14 protein-coding genes are annotated in these 14,857 nt (G+C 42.9%); 4 read left to right on the top strand and 10 right to left on the bottom strand.

Annotated features, from left to right (window positions below; genetic code table 11):
- Window positions 1-74 precede the first annotated feature (74 nt).
- The 3 genes from GNF10_RS17960 to uvrA form a co-directional block, all read right to left on the bottom strand.
- The gene (locus GNF10_RS17960; RefSeq protein WP_185582747.1) at window positions 75-293 is read right to left on the bottom strand and encodes a DUF4926 domain-containing protein; all 219 of its coding nucleotides are present in this window, start codon (window positions 291-293) and stop codon (window positions 75-77) included.
- Between the two features lie 17 nt (window positions 294-310).
- Window positions 311-643, bottom strand: coding sequence for a DUF6883 domain-containing protein (locus GNF10_RS17955; protein ID WP_185582746.1), 333 nt, complete (start codon window positions 641-643; stop codon window positions 311-313).
- A 78-nt stretch (window positions 644-721) separates the two neighbouring features.
- Entirely contained in the window at window positions 722-3,610 is a 2,889-nt protein-coding gene (uvrA, locus tag GNF10_RS17950; RefSeq protein ID WP_185582743.1) for an excinuclease ABC subunit UvrA, read from the bottom strand.
- Between the two features lie 180 nt (window positions 3,611-3,790).
- On the opposite strand from uvrA, the gene GNF10_RS17945 reads away from it, so the two are divergent.
- Entirely contained in the window at window positions 3,791-3,952 is a 162-nt protein-coding gene (locus tag GNF10_RS17945) for a hypothetical protein (RefSeq protein ID WP_185582741.1), read from the top strand.
- Window positions 3,933-4,160: a hypothetical protein gene (locus tag GNF10_RS17940; RefSeq protein WP_185582739.1), complete on the top strand. Its 228-nt coding sequence runs from the start codon at window positions 3,933-3,935 to the stop codon at window positions 4,158-4,160. The genes GNF10_RS17945 and GNF10_RS17940 overlap by 20 nt, the downstream gene beginning before the upstream one ends.
- Window positions 4,161-4,401: 241 nt before the next feature.
- Here the strand turns inward: GNF10_RS17940 and GNF10_RS17935 are convergent, their stop codons facing one another.
- The 6 genes from GNF10_RS17935 to GNF10_RS17910 all read right to left on the bottom strand — a co-directional run bounded on the left by GNF10_RS17935 (window position 4,402) and on the right by GNF10_RS17910 (window position 11,571).
- A complete protein-coding gene (locus tag GNF10_RS17935; RefSeq protein WP_185582736.1) occupies window positions 4,402-6,495 on the bottom strand; it encodes an AAA-like domain-containing protein in 2,094 nt (697 codons plus the stop codon).
- 60 nt (window positions 6,496-6,555) lie between these two features.
- Complete coding sequence (locus GNF10_RS17930; protein WP_185582734.1) at window positions 6,556-7,182, bottom strand: type I restriction endonuclease; 627 nt, start codon at window positions 7,180-7,182, stop codon at window positions 6,556-6,558.
- Between the two features lie 65 nt (window positions 7,183-7,247).
- Window positions 7,248-8,888, bottom strand: a complete 1,641-nt coding sequence (locus GNF10_RS17925) for an AAA-like domain-containing protein (RefSeq protein ID WP_185582732.1) — start codon at window positions 8,886-8,888, stop codon at window positions 7,248-7,250.
- A 121-nt stretch (window positions 8,889-9,009) separates the two neighbouring features.
- Entirely contained in the window at window positions 9,010-9,171 is a 162-nt protein-coding gene (locus GNF10_RS17920) for a hypothetical protein (RefSeq protein WP_185591969.1), read from the bottom strand.
- Between the two features lie 211 nt (window positions 9,172-9,382).
- Window positions 9,383-10,441: a serine/threonine-protein kinase gene (locus GNF10_RS17915; RefSeq protein ID WP_185582730.1), complete on the bottom strand. Its 1,059-nt coding sequence runs from the start codon at window positions 10,439-10,441 to the stop codon at window positions 9,383-9,385.
- A 236-nt stretch (window positions 10,442-10,677) separates the two neighbouring features.
- Window positions 10,678-11,571, bottom strand: a complete 894-nt coding sequence (locus tag GNF10_RS17910; RefSeq protein ID WP_185582728.1) for an alpha/beta fold hydrolase — start codon at window positions 11,569-11,571, stop codon at window positions 10,678-10,680.
- A 164-nt stretch (window positions 11,572-11,735) separates the two neighbouring features.
- Between GNF10_RS17910 and GNF10_RS17905 the strand changes: the two genes are divergently transcribed.
- On the top strand, window positions 11,736-13,424 hold the full coding sequence (locus GNF10_RS17905; protein ID WP_185582726.1) for an S-layer homology domain-containing protein: 1,689 nt from the start codon (window positions 11,736-11,738) through the stop codon (window positions 13,422-13,424).
- 10 nt (window positions 13,425-13,434) lie between these two features.
- Here GNF10_RS17905 and GNF10_RS17900 read toward each other — a convergent pair whose 3' ends face one another.
- Window positions 13,435-13,872 (bottom strand): VOC family protein, encoded by a 438-nt coding sequence (locus GNF10_RS17900; RefSeq protein ID WP_185582724.1) that lies wholly within the window; start codon window positions 13,870-13,872, stop codon window positions 13,435-13,437.
- 111 nt (window positions 13,873-13,983) lie between these two features.
- Here GNF10_RS17900 and GNF10_RS17895 point away from each other — a divergent pair, with 111 nt between their 5' ends.
- The gene (locus tag GNF10_RS17895; RefSeq protein WP_185582722.1) at window positions 13,984-14,763 is read left to right on the top strand and encodes an MBL fold metallo-hydrolase; all 780 of its coding nucleotides are present in this window, start codon (window positions 13,984-13,986) and stop codon (window positions 14,761-14,763) included.
- The last annotated feature ends 94 nt before the right edge of the window (window positions 14,764-14,857 follow it).

Below are 14,857 nucleotides of genomic sequence, written 5' to 3'. Positions count from 1 at the left end.
TGCCTTGCACTTTTGTTCGATTTATAGACTTCAATCACTATTTATACAAGGGTTTCAGTCTTAACCAGCAAGCCCTAATTAGCTAAAAGTTTTTCCACCAATTGTTGATGATATAAAGTCATTAGCTGGCTAGCATTTAAAGTTTCTACAGCATAAGCTTTTCCTATTAAGTCGCTGAATTCTACTTCAAAAACTCCAGGTTCATATTCTTCTACAATCGTTCCTACTTGACCGCGATGCAATCCCAATTCTGGTAAGTCTTCAGTTAGGGCAACCACATCTAATAATTTCATTGGTATTACCTCATTGCTTAGATTACATAACAGGTGACTAGGCGGGGGAAGCCTTCATTATTACGCACTATCCAAACGCTTTGAATAATTGCTTGTTTATCTGAACGATTCAGGGGAAAATCAATGATATATTTTTGACCGTATGGATTCCTTTTACCAGGGATAGCATCATAATTTACTACTGCTTGTAAAAGGATTGTTTTTAATTCTTCTGCATCATCTAAATTTAAGCCTAGTGCAGATTTAAATACACGGGCTTTGTGTTTTCCCTCTGGATGTTCTGGGTTGAGACAGTAATCTACAATTTTATCTATTTCAACGATAGCGCATTCAGGGTTAGGAAGTTTCATAATACGTTTGCTACACAAGCTTCTCCGCTTTTTTCACCTGGATATGACCTGTATGTAATACACCCTACTCGGAAAAGGCTAAGATTTAACTGCTGGATACTGTTTCAACACCTGCTTTAAATATTGCCCAGTATAAGACCTGGGATTTTTTGCAACTTCCTCCGGTGTTCCCACAGCAATCAATTCTCCACCTTTGTCGCCACCTTCTGGCCCCAAATCTATCACCCAATCAGAACAACGAATTACATCTAAGTTGTGTTCAATTACTAAAATTGAATTGCCTTTATCTACCAATCGTTGCAACACATCTAACAATTTGTGGACATCGTAAAAAGATAACCCTGTTGTCGGTTCATCTATTAAATAAAGTGTCTTACCTGTGGCGCGTCGAGATAGTTCTGTTGCCAATTTTACCCGTTGCGCTTCACCACCTGATAAGGTTGTAGCAGGTTGTCCTAGTTGGACATAACCCAAGCCGACATCAAATAAAGTTTGCAAACGCGCGATCGCTTTGGGAATATTCTGGAAAAAGTCTAGACTTTCCTCAACTGTCATTCTCAGTACATCAGAAATAGACTTATCTTTATACTTCACTTGCAAAGTTTCGCGGTTGTATCTTGCACCTTTACAAATTTCGCATTGCACGTAAACATCAGGGAGAAAGTTCATTTCAATTACATTCACACCTTGTCCGCTACAAGCTTCGCAACGTCCACCTTTAACGTTGAAGGAAAATTGTCCAGGTTTGTAACCCCTAGCTTTGGCTTCTACTGTTTGGGAAAATACATCTCGAATGGCATCAAAAATTCCTGTGTAAGTTGCAGGGTTAGAACGTGGTGTGCGTCCAATAGGGGATTGATCGATAACGATCGCTTTATCAATCGCATTTAATCCCTGAATTTTATCCAAATGTCTGGGTAAAGGAACTTTTTTAGTTAAATGGTGTTGCAGAGATGGATATAGTAATTCGTTAATCAGGGTAGATTTACCAGAACCAGACACACCTGTGATGGAGACGAGTTTACCTAGCGGAATGTCTACATCTATATTTTGTAAATTGTTGCGATGGGCATTTTTAATTCCCAAACTGCGCCCATTTCCTTCTCGGCGTTCTGCTGGTGTAGTAATTACTCGTCTTCCTGATAAATATGCACCCGTCAAAGAATCTTCTGCTGCTAATAATGCCTCAAAATCACCTTGGGCGATAATATTTCCGCCGTGAATTCCTGCACCGGGGCCAATATCAACAATGTGGTTGGCTGCACGAATTGTTTCTTCATCGTGTTCAACGACAATTAATGTATTACCCAAATCGCGCAATTTCGTTAAGGTTTTGAGCAATCTGCCATTATCTCGTTGATGCAAACCAATGCTTGGTTCATCTAAAACGTAGAGAACTCCTGTTAATCCAGAACCAATTTGCGTTGCTAGACGAATCCGTTGGGCTTCGCCACCGGAAAGGGTCATGGCTGGACGGTCAAGGGTGAGATAATCTAAACCTACATCCAACAAGAATTGCAATCTGGCTTTGATTTCTCTCAGGACTAAATCAGCAATTTGTAATTGGCGATCGCTCAACTTAAATTGCTCAATTCTCTCTCGACAATCTCGAATTGATACGGTAGTCAATTCTAAAATTCCATATTGTCCCAACTTCACCGCCAAGGCTTCCGGTTTTAAGCGTTTTCCCTTACAAACTTCACACGGTTGGTCAATTAAATACTGCTCTAATTTTTGTTTAACTAATTCAGAACCACCCTCATACTGCCGTTGCAAAATTGGAATAGCACCCTTAAAACTCTGCTTCCTTTGAGCTTCTGCGGCTCGTTCATCTTTCTCGCCAAACAAAATAATTTGTTGCTGTTCTTCTGTCAGCTTGCTCCAATTTGTTTGTAACTCAAATCCATAAATTTGCCCCACGCTATAGAGTAATTCCAAGTAATAAGAATTATCTTTTTCTGACCAAGGCGCGATCGCAGCATAAACTGGCGCTTCCCAGTCGGGTACGATCAAGTCTGGCGCAAATCTTCTTAAAGTCCCGATGCCATGACAGTGCGGACAAGCACCATAAGGCGAGTTAAAGGAGAACAATCGCGGCGATAATTCCTCCATTACCGCGCCATGTTCTGGACAAGCAAAGTTTTCCGAAAATACTAATTCTTCTTCTTTTTCTTGTCCGTCGTCACCAAGCAGAGTGACCAGAATGGCTGCAATCCCACCCGATTGCTTGAGACACGTAGACAAGGAATCAACCAAACGCTCCTGAATATCAGCCTTTTTCACCAAGCGGTCAATTACCACTTCGATGGTGTGGGTAAAATTTTTATCCAATTCAATGGAATCTGACAGTTCGCGGATTTCGCCATTGATTCGCACGCGGACAAAACCTTGAGATGCCAGACTTGACAAAAGCTTACGATGTGTGCCTTTTTTCCCCCTGACAACGGGTGCAAGAATTTGGAAGCGGGTGCGATCTGGTAATTCCATGATGCGATCGCACATCTCATCGATTGTCTGGGGTGCAATACAGCGATCGCATATCGGACAATGGGGTTCGCCAGCCCGACCAAATAACAGCCGCAAATAGTCGTAAATCTCTGTCACCGTACCCACAGTGGAACGGGGGTTATGAGATGTTGATTTTTGGTCAATGGAAATTGCTGGACTTAAGCCTTCAATAGCTTCCACATCCGGCTTATCCAGTTGTCCTAGAAATTGCCGTGCGTAGGCGCTGAGGGATTCCACATAGCGACGTTGCCCTTCAGCGAAAATGGTATCAAAGGCTAGGGAAGACTTACCAGAACCAGAAACGCCAGTGAATACGATTAGGCGATCGCGTGGCAATTCCAAGTCAATATTTTTCAGATTATGCTGCCTAGCACCCCGAATCCGAATGGTATTCTGGCTGTTGTGGCTGGGGTACGGAAGATGTCCATTCAAGGATGCTGCTAGCTGTTTGTCTGACATATTGGGCGGCGAAGAAGGAGTTTCTTATGAAACAGTCCTTAATAATACTATCTTTAATTAGTTTATAGTAGAACAATCGTACTGTTTTAGTTAGTTATCGTTCCAGATTCATGCCGCAGACATCCTTAAGAGTCAGCTAATTTGGAAGCATCCCGATTAAATATCCTTCTTAGGGCGAATATGGTATCGCAAATCCAATCGCCGACCCAGCCAGAGATCATCTACTTAGATATTGACGGACAACTAGTTGCTAATAATACCATACAGTTTGGCTGGATTTTAGAAATTAAGCAGAATATAGAGTGGCTATTTGCTGATTTAATTGGGAACTTCAAGCTTTGAACTCGGAAGTTCGACCTTTTTGCTCGGTCATTGGTGTTTGGAACTCGGAAGTTCGACCTTTTTGCTCGGTCATTGGTGTTTGGAACTCGGAAGTTCGACCTTTTTGCTCGGACATTGGTGTTTGGAACTCGGAGCTTCGACCTTTTTGCTCGGTCATTGGTGTTCGGAACTTGAAACACCGAGTTCAGAACTGCGATCGCATCTCTAATTTACCAAGCGATCGCTTTTAGCTATACATTTAAGCTTAGAATCACTGCAAAAATTAGGTTTTAAAGTGCGATCGTATTTCTAATTTACTGAGCCATGTCTACGACGGGCTACGCCTACGCCTCATACTCTATATTTAAGCTTAGTGTTGCAGCAAGCGATATCTATGACGGGCTATGCCTATGCACCCATCACCAACACCCCTGCTCCTCTGCTCCCCTGCTCTTCTGCTTCCCTTCTCCCTAACGCCTTGGACACACCTTAACCGCATCAGGATCAGGATGGCTAGCCAAATAATCCTTTAGCCAACTGCAACCCTCTGCTAATAAAACATCAACATTCCAATTCCACAATTTGATGGTCTTGTCCCAACTGGTGGAAGCTAAAGTTTTGCCATCGGGGCTGAAGGCGACGCTGATGACCCCATCGTTATTCCCAGTTAGGGTGGTAATTACTTTGCCCGTGTCCCGATTCCACAATTTGATGGTCTTGTCCCAACTGGCGGAAGCTAAACTTTTGCCATCGGGGCTGAAGGCGACACTGATGACCCCATCGCTATGCCCAGTCAGGGTGGTAATTTCTTTGCCTGTGTCTCGATTCCACAATTTGATGGTCTTGTCAGCACTAGCGGAAGCTAAAGTTTTGCTATCCGAGCTGAAGGCGACGCTGATGACCGGAGCGCTATGCCCAGTCAGAGTAGTAATTTCTTTGCCTGTGTTCCGATTCCACAATTTGATGGTCTTGTCAGCACTAGCGAAAGCTAAAGTTTTGCCATCCGGGCTAAACACAACGCTTTCTTGACGCGTTGCCAGAGTTTCTGCCTTAGCTTTTTTCAAATCTACCTTAGCAGCATTTGTTTCTGTGGTAGCTTTTGCTGCTGCTGCCTTTGCTGTTCGTGCTTGCCCTAATTGATATTGAGCCAATATTAACGATGCTACCGCCCCCACCAGAGTCACCCCTAGCACCACAGAACCAATGCGAATTAGCTGATTAGCTTTGTGGTTCGCCTCTGCTAAAACTTGCTTTGCCTGTTCCTCTGCTTCGAGCCTTTTCTGCACATCGCGCTTTTCCAAAGCTTGGCTAGCAGCTAAAAATTGATAGTCTAAATCACTCAAGCTTTTCCCTGCTGACCATTCTTGGGCATCATACAAAGTCTTTCCCCGCAACAACCGTGACTCATCTTGACGCTCAGACTTAACCCAAACATTCAATGCGTCGGAGTAAGGGCGCAGTTTTGCCAAGATGCGCTCAGACCATTCCTGCTTAAACACCTCTGCGTAAATGCGGTTATAAATTCGTAGCTTCCCATCCCGCTTTACCACCAATCCCGTCAGCCGCAGTTCTGTTTGTTCAAGACTGTCATCAGTTGCTATCTCTCCCTGCTGCAAAATTTGCTGACACAACCCCAACAATCGCCCAGTCCGCTGTTCCCCACTCCGCATGATTCTGTCTCGAATCGTCTTCAAATGCTCTGGCTCATCCTGCGTCTCCCAATTCTCAATAATCCCCTCGCGTACTAACTCTTCCACCCAGTCCTCAACCTCTAGTCCCCAGTTCCTAGTCTCCAGTCCCCCCTGCACCAGCAACTTACAAACTTTTTGCGTCAAAAACGGCTGTCCTCCCGTCCAGTCCAGCACCACCTGCATCAACTCTTGAGAATCACCCACTTCTGCCAATCCCTGTGCCAAGGATTGCGCCTCTTGGAGTTGAAAGCCAGTTAAATCAATTGCCTGTCCAATATTAAAAGGTGTCCGGCGTTTGTCTTGAATCAAATCTGAAGGCGTAGATACGCCAATCAAAGCAAAGGTGAGGCGATTATATTCAGGATGGTCTGCTCGTCGGTTGTAGCAATCGCGGATAACTGCAAAAAAGTCATCTAAGTTAAATGAAAGACTTAGAATGCTGTCAATTTCATCAATAAAAATAACAATCTTTTCAGTAATTATTTTTAGTAATATTGTTTCAATAAACTTGCTTAAGCGCTGTACTGGTGAAAGCAACCCGTTATCAGTCCACCAAGTATCTAAATCAAAAGTTGTATAAATATTAAAACTTCCTACCAGAGTATCAATTACCCCGGCATACCACTGTTCTGGGGTAATATCTGCCGTCCCAATAGCTGTAATATCAACAACAGCACAAGCAAATCCCTCAGTTTGCAACTGCTGCATTACCTGCACCCGCAAGCTAGATTTCCCCATCTGCCGGGAATTGAGTACATAACAAAAATCCCCAGCTTTCAAGCCTTCATAGAGGTCATGGTCAGCTTGCCGTCTAACATAAGTTGGTGCATTTTGAGGCAGACTACCACCGACTTGATATTGGTACTGGGTCATAAACAATTAAAAATTAAAAATTATGAAATACAAATTTGGTAGGGTATGTTAGCACAGAGACTACGAATTACGGACTAAATAAGCTAGACGTTTTAACACTTTTACCACAGTATCTAGGTCATCTCCACGATTGAGCGACAGTGTGTAAGATAATGCATATCTTGGTGTATCCTGTTTCGTCAACTTAATAAATTGAAATTCTCGACCATTGGTTACAAAACCAAATGTAGGTTTATCATTACCAGGATTAGCCAACATATAAGCTAATGCTTGAGAAATTGCTACCTCCAAAGAATATTCTGCTCGTTTCGCCTCAACAACGAGAACCCAAAATGGAGGATGAAACACCAAGATATCAATACGTCCTCTAATAATTGTGCCTTCGTCTTCAGAAGAAATTCTGACCTCTTCTTCCGAGGCGATGTAAAAAGGCGGTTGATAAAAACCTGCTAGACGCAATATCGGAGATAGCACCACCATTTTGACTACAGGTTCTAAAATTTGGTAGCGGGATAAATGCAAATATTCTGCCTTGACTTCGTTAAGAGATTGCTTTTCTAAATCACTCAACTCAGGTAAATCTTGCTGCCACTCTAAAAAAAACTGTTCGTTGTCTGCACGTTGTAGCCCAAATTCATCAATAAGTTGGGCTAGGGTGATATCTTTTCCTTGAATAACTTGAACCATTGTTAAACCTTTTTGTTAAATGGTAATTGCAGATAAAAGTCTTATTGCACTCCTAATGTACTTTTTTAATTTTTCAACCCCAAGCGATCGCAAAAATATTGACGGTACAATTCACACAGTGGCACTACTTGATTGCCTTGAAACTTAACTAACCCCATACTGCGAAGTTTAAACGCTTCAGTTGTGCCTACATCCACGGCGCGATTTGCCATCATCGCTTGTTTGACGGCAGCTAGCAATTCTGCATCCTCTTGCAAATTCAGCCAATGGCGGCGCAGATGGTCACTGTAAGGCCCTTCCTCGGTTGCGGCGATTTTTTGCAGATTTTCCAGCGTCATCCGACCACGGGCAATTTCATAAAGCGCTACCCGCACTAAATAAGGATGACCACCGACGAGTGTCATTAATTCTTCAATTTGTGATTCAGTCCAATTGAGTCCGTGACGCTGTACTAAATCTTGTACTTGTATTTGATTTAAGTCTGGTAACTCAATGGGTAAGCCGACATTAAAAGGCGATTGATTAATATTGAGCGGAATATAAACTTCCTTAGAATGCACAATCACCAACCGGAGATTTTTCCAAACTGTCTCATTCTTTGACCGCTCATGCCAAGCTCGTAGCAATCCAAAAAAATCAGCCGCAATTATGGGATGCTTGAAGACTTCATCGACTTCATCTAAACCCAAAGCTATGGGGCTATTAATCGCGGGTAATAAATACCGTTGAAAGTAATTTGTACATTTATTCTTGCTACCTAAAACACCCTTCCAATAATCGTCTAGCTTCTCTGGTAGATTCAATTCGTAAGTAATGCTGGCACAGAACCACTGCAAAAATTGATCTAAATTGGCGAGAAATTCTGCATCGGCTGACTGGAAATTTACGGGTGCAGTCTGATAGTTATGTTGACTAGCATGATGGAGAACCCGCGACATGAGGGAAGTTTTGCCCATCTGCCGGGGAGCTTTGATGCGAATTAAGGCCCCTGGTTGAAGAATCGCTTCATAACAGTCTACCTCAATAGGCGATCGCTCCACATAGAACGCAGAGTTTAAAGATACCTGCCCTTCTGGATTTTCTAAGGAGACTGCTGTTTTTATCTCAATATCTGGAATCGTTTCGTTAGCAGAGATAGCACCTTGGGGATTGTTCCGGCTTTTCAGCACTGGGGTGGAAGACTCTGGAATACTTTCTAAATCAATCGCGCTACAGCCAAACTCATAAGCATCCTCATAAGACCTATCAGCACCCAGTGCATCATAAAAGCCTACCGCAAATTTAATTGCGGCGCGATCGCCAATTGCCCGATTCATGCCAACTACGCAGTTAATGTGTTGGTGAATCGACTCAGCTTGTACCTCGCTATAACAGGCATTTAATAATACACACTCAACTTTGTCTTTAAATAACTTAAATAGCCTTGCCAGTGACTCCGTACTCACCAGCTGCATTTCCCCTGTATTATTTTCCAAGGCTAAACCTTGATTTCCACCCCCATGTCCAGAAAAATGTATGATATGAGGATTATGATCTAAAAGCGCACGCCGCAAATCGTCAGGCCGCACCGCCCATTTAGTAATAATTTCAAACTTATCTCGGCTGCGAGAGCGTTGCAACCCTTCCTGAATTTCCCTTACTTCCTCGTCCAAGCGAAGTTTATCTGTCGTCGTGGGATTAGCTGACACAATCAGGATTTTTTTCACAGCGCTATCAACTATTGAATGCAGGCTTCTGGCTTAGATGTAGTTTACTACAACAAATAACTACACAATTACTGATAGTACATTACCGTTGACAAGTATTTGAACTGGATTCATCCACCTTTTATCTCCGTTGACGAGTGTTTGAACCGGATTCATCCACCTTTATATCTCCGTTGACGAGTGTTTGAACTGGATTCATCCACCTTTTATCTCCGTTGACGAGTGTTTGAACTGGATTCATCCACCTTTTATCTCCGTTAACGAGTGTTTGAACTGGATTCATCCACCTTTTATCTCCGTTAACGAGTATTTGAACTGGATTCATCCACCTTTGAACTCCGTTGACGAGTCTTTAATACTCGTGAAAATGACAGCAATTTTCACAAGGGTGGAATACATATAATTTTAGGGGCACAATATATTGTGCCCCTACTCATGTAGTCTATTCAATTGAAAACGACTGTAATCCTTAGCCAGAAGCAACCTAATTAATCTTAATTTCCGGTTTTTTGTTGACAACTTGCGTTTAAATCCCAGCTTTGACATTCTCTAGCTTCCAGCAATTGCCTAACCGCACTACCAGGCTGACAGCTCATCAAAGTTGCCCCCATCGTAGCCAGTGTAATAACAGTAGCTAATCCCAGCACTGTAGTTCGTTTTATAGGTTTAATTGTACTGATTAAATTATCTATTCTAGTGGCAGTACCAATAACCTCAATTGGCTCAAGTGCTTTTAAAGCAATAGCCGCATTAGCATAGCGGCGTTTTCGGTTACGTTCCACCATTTTCATTAACCATGACCGAAAACGCGGGCTGATTTGAGGAACTAATTGCTGGAAATTAAAGCGGTAGTTATCATCAATTAATTTTCCAATATCAACAGAACGGGTATTAGTAAGTAAGCAAATTAGTGTTGCTCCCAAACTATATAAATCTGATGCCTCAGTCAGGGAATGACCAAACTGTTCTTCTGGTGGCATAAAACCTGGGGTTCCTGCTACAAAGCTGCTAAGAGCTATTTTTGCACCCTGTATCCTAGCTAATCCAAAATCAACTAAATAAGCATTTAGTTGCTCATCAACCAAAATGTTTTCTGGTTTGATATCCCGATGAATAATTGTCGGAACTTGCTTTTGTAGATAAACTAAAAGCTCTAAAATTGACAGAGCAATTTGCTTAATTTCTTCTGGATGAAAGCTGTTTTTTAAGCCTAAAGATGGAGCATTTTTATGTTCCTGTACCAGATAAAAAGCCCCTGGTATTTCAAAAGAATCTATATAGCGAGGGATGCGAGAATGATTGAGTTGCTGCAAAATTTCAATTTCGCGCTGATATGCTTTCACACCTGACAAATCAGCATCGGCCCGAGCAAAACAAAACTCTTTAATCACTACCTGTTGCTTAGAATTGAGAACATTAGCTAAGTAAGTAATTCGTCCCCCTTCTCGGTTGCGTCCTAGTTCGCTGATAACTTGATAGCCTTGTTGAGAAAAATCTGGATGGTGATTTGAGGGAATTACCTCTTTATGTCCATTACGCACATCAAGCTCCATTACACGCCATACGAGTTTGATTCTGTCAATCCCTTTGGGAGAGGGAATAGGGAATAGGCAACAGGCAACAGTGAAATTTGTGCTTGTAGATGCCGTTTGGTTGCCTGTTCAATCTAAAATCTAAAATCTAGAATCTAAAATTGATTGACCCAGATTGTTAGCCTCATTTCTACTCTGCATCGGCCAAGACGCGGGGACAGAAAATATCTTTGCATTTGCGTCTTGGCATGAAATTACTAATTTTGCGTTAGCCAATCGATAATCTGGGCATTGACAACACCTGGAACTTCATCGTGCGGACAATGACCGGCATTCGGAATGGGGACTATTTTGATTTCTTTGCCATTCTCACGCGCCTTTTCGTAAATCTTTGCCCCGGTAATTGGTGTCCAGGGATCATCAGCACCCCAAATTACTAATAGAGGACGTTCTACTTTGGGCAAAAGTTCCTCTGGACTTGGGCCAGGAGGGGCTGTGAGAATAGATGCGAAGACTTGTTGCGCTCCTGGGTCGCAAGAGGGAGTATAAAGTAAATCGACTAATTCATCGGTAACGGCTTGACGATCGCGGTAAACTTGGTAGAGGGTGCGGCGGATTTGGGCTTTTTGACGGATGCGGTTATAGACAAATTTACCTGTAATTGGCGATCGCACAAACCGATTAAAAGCTGCCATCACTATCCGTAGCGGCGGATTCAATTCATGAGGACGATGGCTCAACCCACCCGCAGAGTTAATCAAAATACCACCAGCAGCAATTTCTGGATGTTCTACCAGTACAATCAAGCTCAAAAGTGCGCCGATGGAGTTGCCAATAAATACAGCAGGTTCGTGTATATGTGCTGTGCAGAAATCTTTCAGCAGTTCCACCCAAACTTCCACACTGTAATCAATGGGCGCTTTATCGGAACCGCCAAAACCTAAAAGGTCTATGGCAAACACCTGGTAGCCAGCATCAGCTAAAACTGGGATATTTTTACGCCAGTGTCCAATGGAAGCACCGAAGCCGTGAACCAGTACCAGAGGTCGTCCAGTACCCATGACAGTGTACTGAATTTTGTAACCCTGCCAAGTCCAAAAGAATTTTTCAAAAGCGTCTTGGGTTGCAAGCTGCTGTGTAGTTACAGTCATTAATAAGATTCATAAAGTGTATCTTCAAATATATTAATGTTCTCTGACCTCATAACTCGCCACTGATTAGATGTTAGTTTCATCCACGCCAAGGGATTAATGAGTCAAGGGATACCAAATACCCCTGTGCTTTTTTAGACGAATGGTAGCGTGAGATGAAATACATGAATCAAAGTTACTTTGCTCAAATGAGCAAGTTTGTTCTGGCTGCAACCTCTGTGGCAATATTATCGCCAATAGCTTCTGCATCTGCAACTTCAGGGTTCTCTACCACCGTCGCCCAAATATCTGATAATTCCACAGGTCAACAACTTTTAGCCGATAAAAAAGTAGAAACCAGGAGTCGTACTACTATTGAGCGGCAAACTATCACCACAGAAAGCCGCAGTAGTAGTGTTTCTGCAAAAGGCAAAAAAACAGGTTTTAGCCTTGCCATTTGGGAACCATCCGGGAACTTGTCAGAGGTGATTGCTCGCATTTCTGTCAAGAGTAAAGGTGGCAAGGGCTATTTAAAAGAGCGCTTTTTGGGTGATTACAAGTACAAGATTAAGCAAAAAGCAAAATTTGCTAAGGGGTTAAAAGCTAGCGATCGCATCGTCGTGCGATTGTATGATGTTCAAAACCGCTTTATTGGCTATAGCGAATTTGAATGTTTGTCGGCAAACACCACAGTTAACCTGGTTTTGTCAGCCAAACCTACAGAATACCAAGTTGTTCGTACTGTTTATGGTGTTGATGCCGACCAAAACGGCACTATTGACGCAGGTACCATCACCTACGACTACTTCACCCAAGTCAGCGACCAGCGTGTTAGTTTCCTCAGCAGTTCCCAAACCTTCCAAGGTAGTCAGTTCCAAGTAGAAGGTTTGTCAACAATTCCAGGCACTAGCGTTTATCCCGTCTCTTTCACTCAGGGTGAATATGCTTTAGTGCGTCAGTCGTTCGTGAGCGTCTTTAGTTCCGACTTAGCAGAGGCTTTGCAAGCTACTCCTGGCAGCTTGGTGCAGGTGATTGAAGTCAGCGATAACTCTAGCTATGATGTCAGCCAAATGCTGATGAATTATCGTCAAGTCGGGATGTCTCGCGCTCTCCAGGTTGGATTTTCTGACGTTTCCACAAACTACTGGGCTAAAGATTTTATTGCCGAATTGGCCTCAATGCAAATTCTCGAAGGTTTTCCTGATGGGACTTTCCGCCCGGATGCACCAGTAACTCGTGCCCAATTTGCGGCAATGCTGCGGAAAGCGTTTGCCAAGGGGAAAATTCGCCAAGCGATCGCATTTAAGGATGTCTCAACTCAATATTGGGCTTACAATGCCATCAGCGAAGTTTATCAAATGGGCTTTTTAAACGCTGTTATTGGTAAGGATTTCAACCCCAGCCAAAGCCTTTCTCGCCTTGACATTTTGGTAGCATTAGCACAGGGATTAAATTATAAGACTAGTAGTTCTACGGATACAATTTTATCTGTTTACAGCGATGCAACTACTATTCGTCGTGAATATCGCAGTCTGATTGCAGCTTTGACGCAACGCGGTATAGTCGTCAACTATCCCAATGTGAAATTGCTAAATGTTGAACGGGTAGCAACCAGGTCTGAAGTGTCTGCTTTGCTATACCAAGCTCTATCTAGCACTGGACAAGTAGCAAATATCTCCTCGCAGTATGTCGTTGGACAACAACAACAACAAGTTGCAGCTGAGGAGCAGACTGAAACTTCAACAGAGGGGGTAAAACCACGTCGCCACTGTAACCAAGGAATTGGTAATGGTTCTGAGGGATGTGACCCAGGCAATTCCCATCCTCACGGTGGCAGTAACGATGAAGGTGGACGCACCCCTGGTAATAAGTAACACTATTTTTTTAAGAGACGCGATTAATCGCGTCTCTAGCTTGCTCAACTGTAAAACTAATTTCCTGACCATAGGAAATTTCTAGTGTATGACCATCAGGGTCTTGAATAAAAGCCCAGTAACCAACCGGAAAACCCCAGTCATTTGGCCCATCCAGCAGTATTCCTTCAGCGCGTGCCTCATTGCACAGGCGATCGATTTCCCCACGATTCTGATAAGCTACCCCAAGATGGGATTGTGGTAATAGTGCGCCTTCTACTTTAGCTGCTTTAATTAGGACAATTACAAAAGGTCTAGTCAAGTCACTAATCCAAGCAACATCTGATTGAGTTGCTCGATCAATGCGATGATGCACGACTGTCATCTGGGCATACTTTGCATAAAATGAGATACTTGCATCAACATCACTGACTGCAAGTGCAATGTGAGTAAAACCAAGATCAGACATAAAAAAACTCCGTGGTAGACTTGACCGGACGAATGTAGGTATTGGCCTTAGTGCTTACTAAGAAAGCTGACACGATTGATAATGAAGGTAGGCGTTATCTTCACAAAATTTATGTTTTTAACTTGGTTCGACAGCAACTCTTGGTTACTGGAAATTGGTGGGAAACGAATACTGATTGACCCTTGGCTGGTTGGTTCGTTAATTTTCAGCAATTTGGATTGGTTATTTAAAGGTTCGCGATCGCAAAATCGCCCAATACCAGATAATATTGACCTGATCCTGCTGTCTCAGGGTTTAGAAGACCACGCTCACCCACCAACGCTTCAGGTACTCGACCACAACATAAAAGTTGTAGCCTCTCCCAATGCAGCCAAGATAGTACAGCAGCTAGGTTACACCCAAGTAACAGTATTGGCTCATGGTGAAACTTTCACTTTAAATAATCAAGTTGAAATCAAAGCTTTCCCCGGCTCCCCCATTGGTCCCACTCTGGTAGAAAATAGTTATCTTCTCAAAGAATTGGAGAGTGGGCTAACTGTATACTACGAGCCTCACGGTTATCATTCTCCACAGCTTCAGCAATCTGCACCCATTGATGTAGTGATTACACCGTTTATTGATATGACGTTGCCTTTGCTTGGGTCGATTATTAAAGGTAAAAATAGCGCTTTAGAAGTAGTAAAATCGTTACAGCCTCAAGTAATAATACCTACGGCGGCTGGTGGTGATGTGGCGTTTGAAGGATTGCTGATGAAACTCATACAGACTAAAGGAAGTGCTGAAGAATTTCGTTCGTTGCTAGAGAAGAACAATATTTCAACACGGGTACTTGAGCCAAAACCAGGCGATCGCTTTGAACTACCATTAGAAAAACGAGCATTAGCAATTTAAGTTGCACCCAGCCTTAGCGATTAGAAATCGTGGCTGTACAAACAAAGTCCGCCTGGATTAACGGAAAATCAAAGGTTTGCTAACCTGCGAAGGC

This window comes from Nostoc sp. UCD121 (assembly GCF_014222285.1).
GTDB lineage: Bacteria > Cyanobacteriota > Cyanobacteriia > Cyanobacteriales > Nostocaceae > Nostoc.
This window is presented reverse-complemented; position numbering and strand designations above follow the sequence as displayed.

Excerpts from the sequence above, each read along its gene's own strand:
- GNF10_RS17960 (WP_185582747.1), bottom strand. The coding sequence starts at position 293 with ATGAAATTATTAGATGTGGTTGCCCTAACTGAAGACTTACCAGAATTG.
- GNF10_RS17955 (WP_185582746.1), bottom strand. The coding sequence starts at position 643 with ATGAAACTTCCTAACCCTGAATGCGCTATCGTTGAAATAGATAAAATT.
- uvrA (WP_185582743.1), bottom strand. The coding sequence starts at position 3,610 with ATGTCAGACAAACAGCTAGCAGCATCCTTGAATGGACATCTTCCGTAC.
- GNF10_RS17945 (WP_185582741.1), top strand. The coding sequence starts at position 3,791 with ATGGTATCGCAAATCCAATCGCCGACCCAGCCAGAGATCATCTACTTA.
- GNF10_RS17935 (WP_185582736.1), bottom strand. The coding sequence starts at position 6,495 with ATGACCCAGTACCAATATCAAGTCGGTGGTAGTCTGCCTCAAAATGCA.
- GNF10_RS17930 (WP_185582734.1), bottom strand. The coding sequence starts at position 7,182 with ATGGTTCAAGTTATTCAAGGAAAAGATATCACCCTAGCCCAACTTATT.
- GNF10_RS17920 (WP_185591969.1), bottom strand. The coding sequence starts at position 9,171 with ATGAATCCAGTTCAAACACTCGTTAACGGAGATAAAAGGTGGATGAAT.
- GNF10_RS17915 (WP_185582730.1), bottom strand. The coding sequence starts at position 10,441 with ATGGAGCTTGATGTGCGTAATGGACATAAAGAGGTAATTCCCTCAAAT.
- GNF10_RS17910 (WP_185582728.1), bottom strand. The coding sequence starts at position 11,571 with ATGACTGTAACTACACAGCAGCTTGCAACCCAAGACGCTTTTGAAAAA.
- GNF10_RS17905 (WP_185582726.1), top strand. The coding sequence starts at position 11,736 with ATGAATCAAAGTTACTTTGCTCAAATGAGCAAGTTTGTTCTGGCTGCA.
- GNF10_RS17900 (WP_185582724.1), bottom strand. The coding sequence starts at position 13,872 with ATGTCTGATCTTGGTTTTACTCACATTGCACTTGCAGTCAGTGATGTT.
- GNF10_RS17895 (WP_185582722.1), top strand. The coding sequence starts at position 13,984 with ATGTTTTTAACTTGGTTCGACAGCAACTCTTGGTTACTGGAAATTGGT.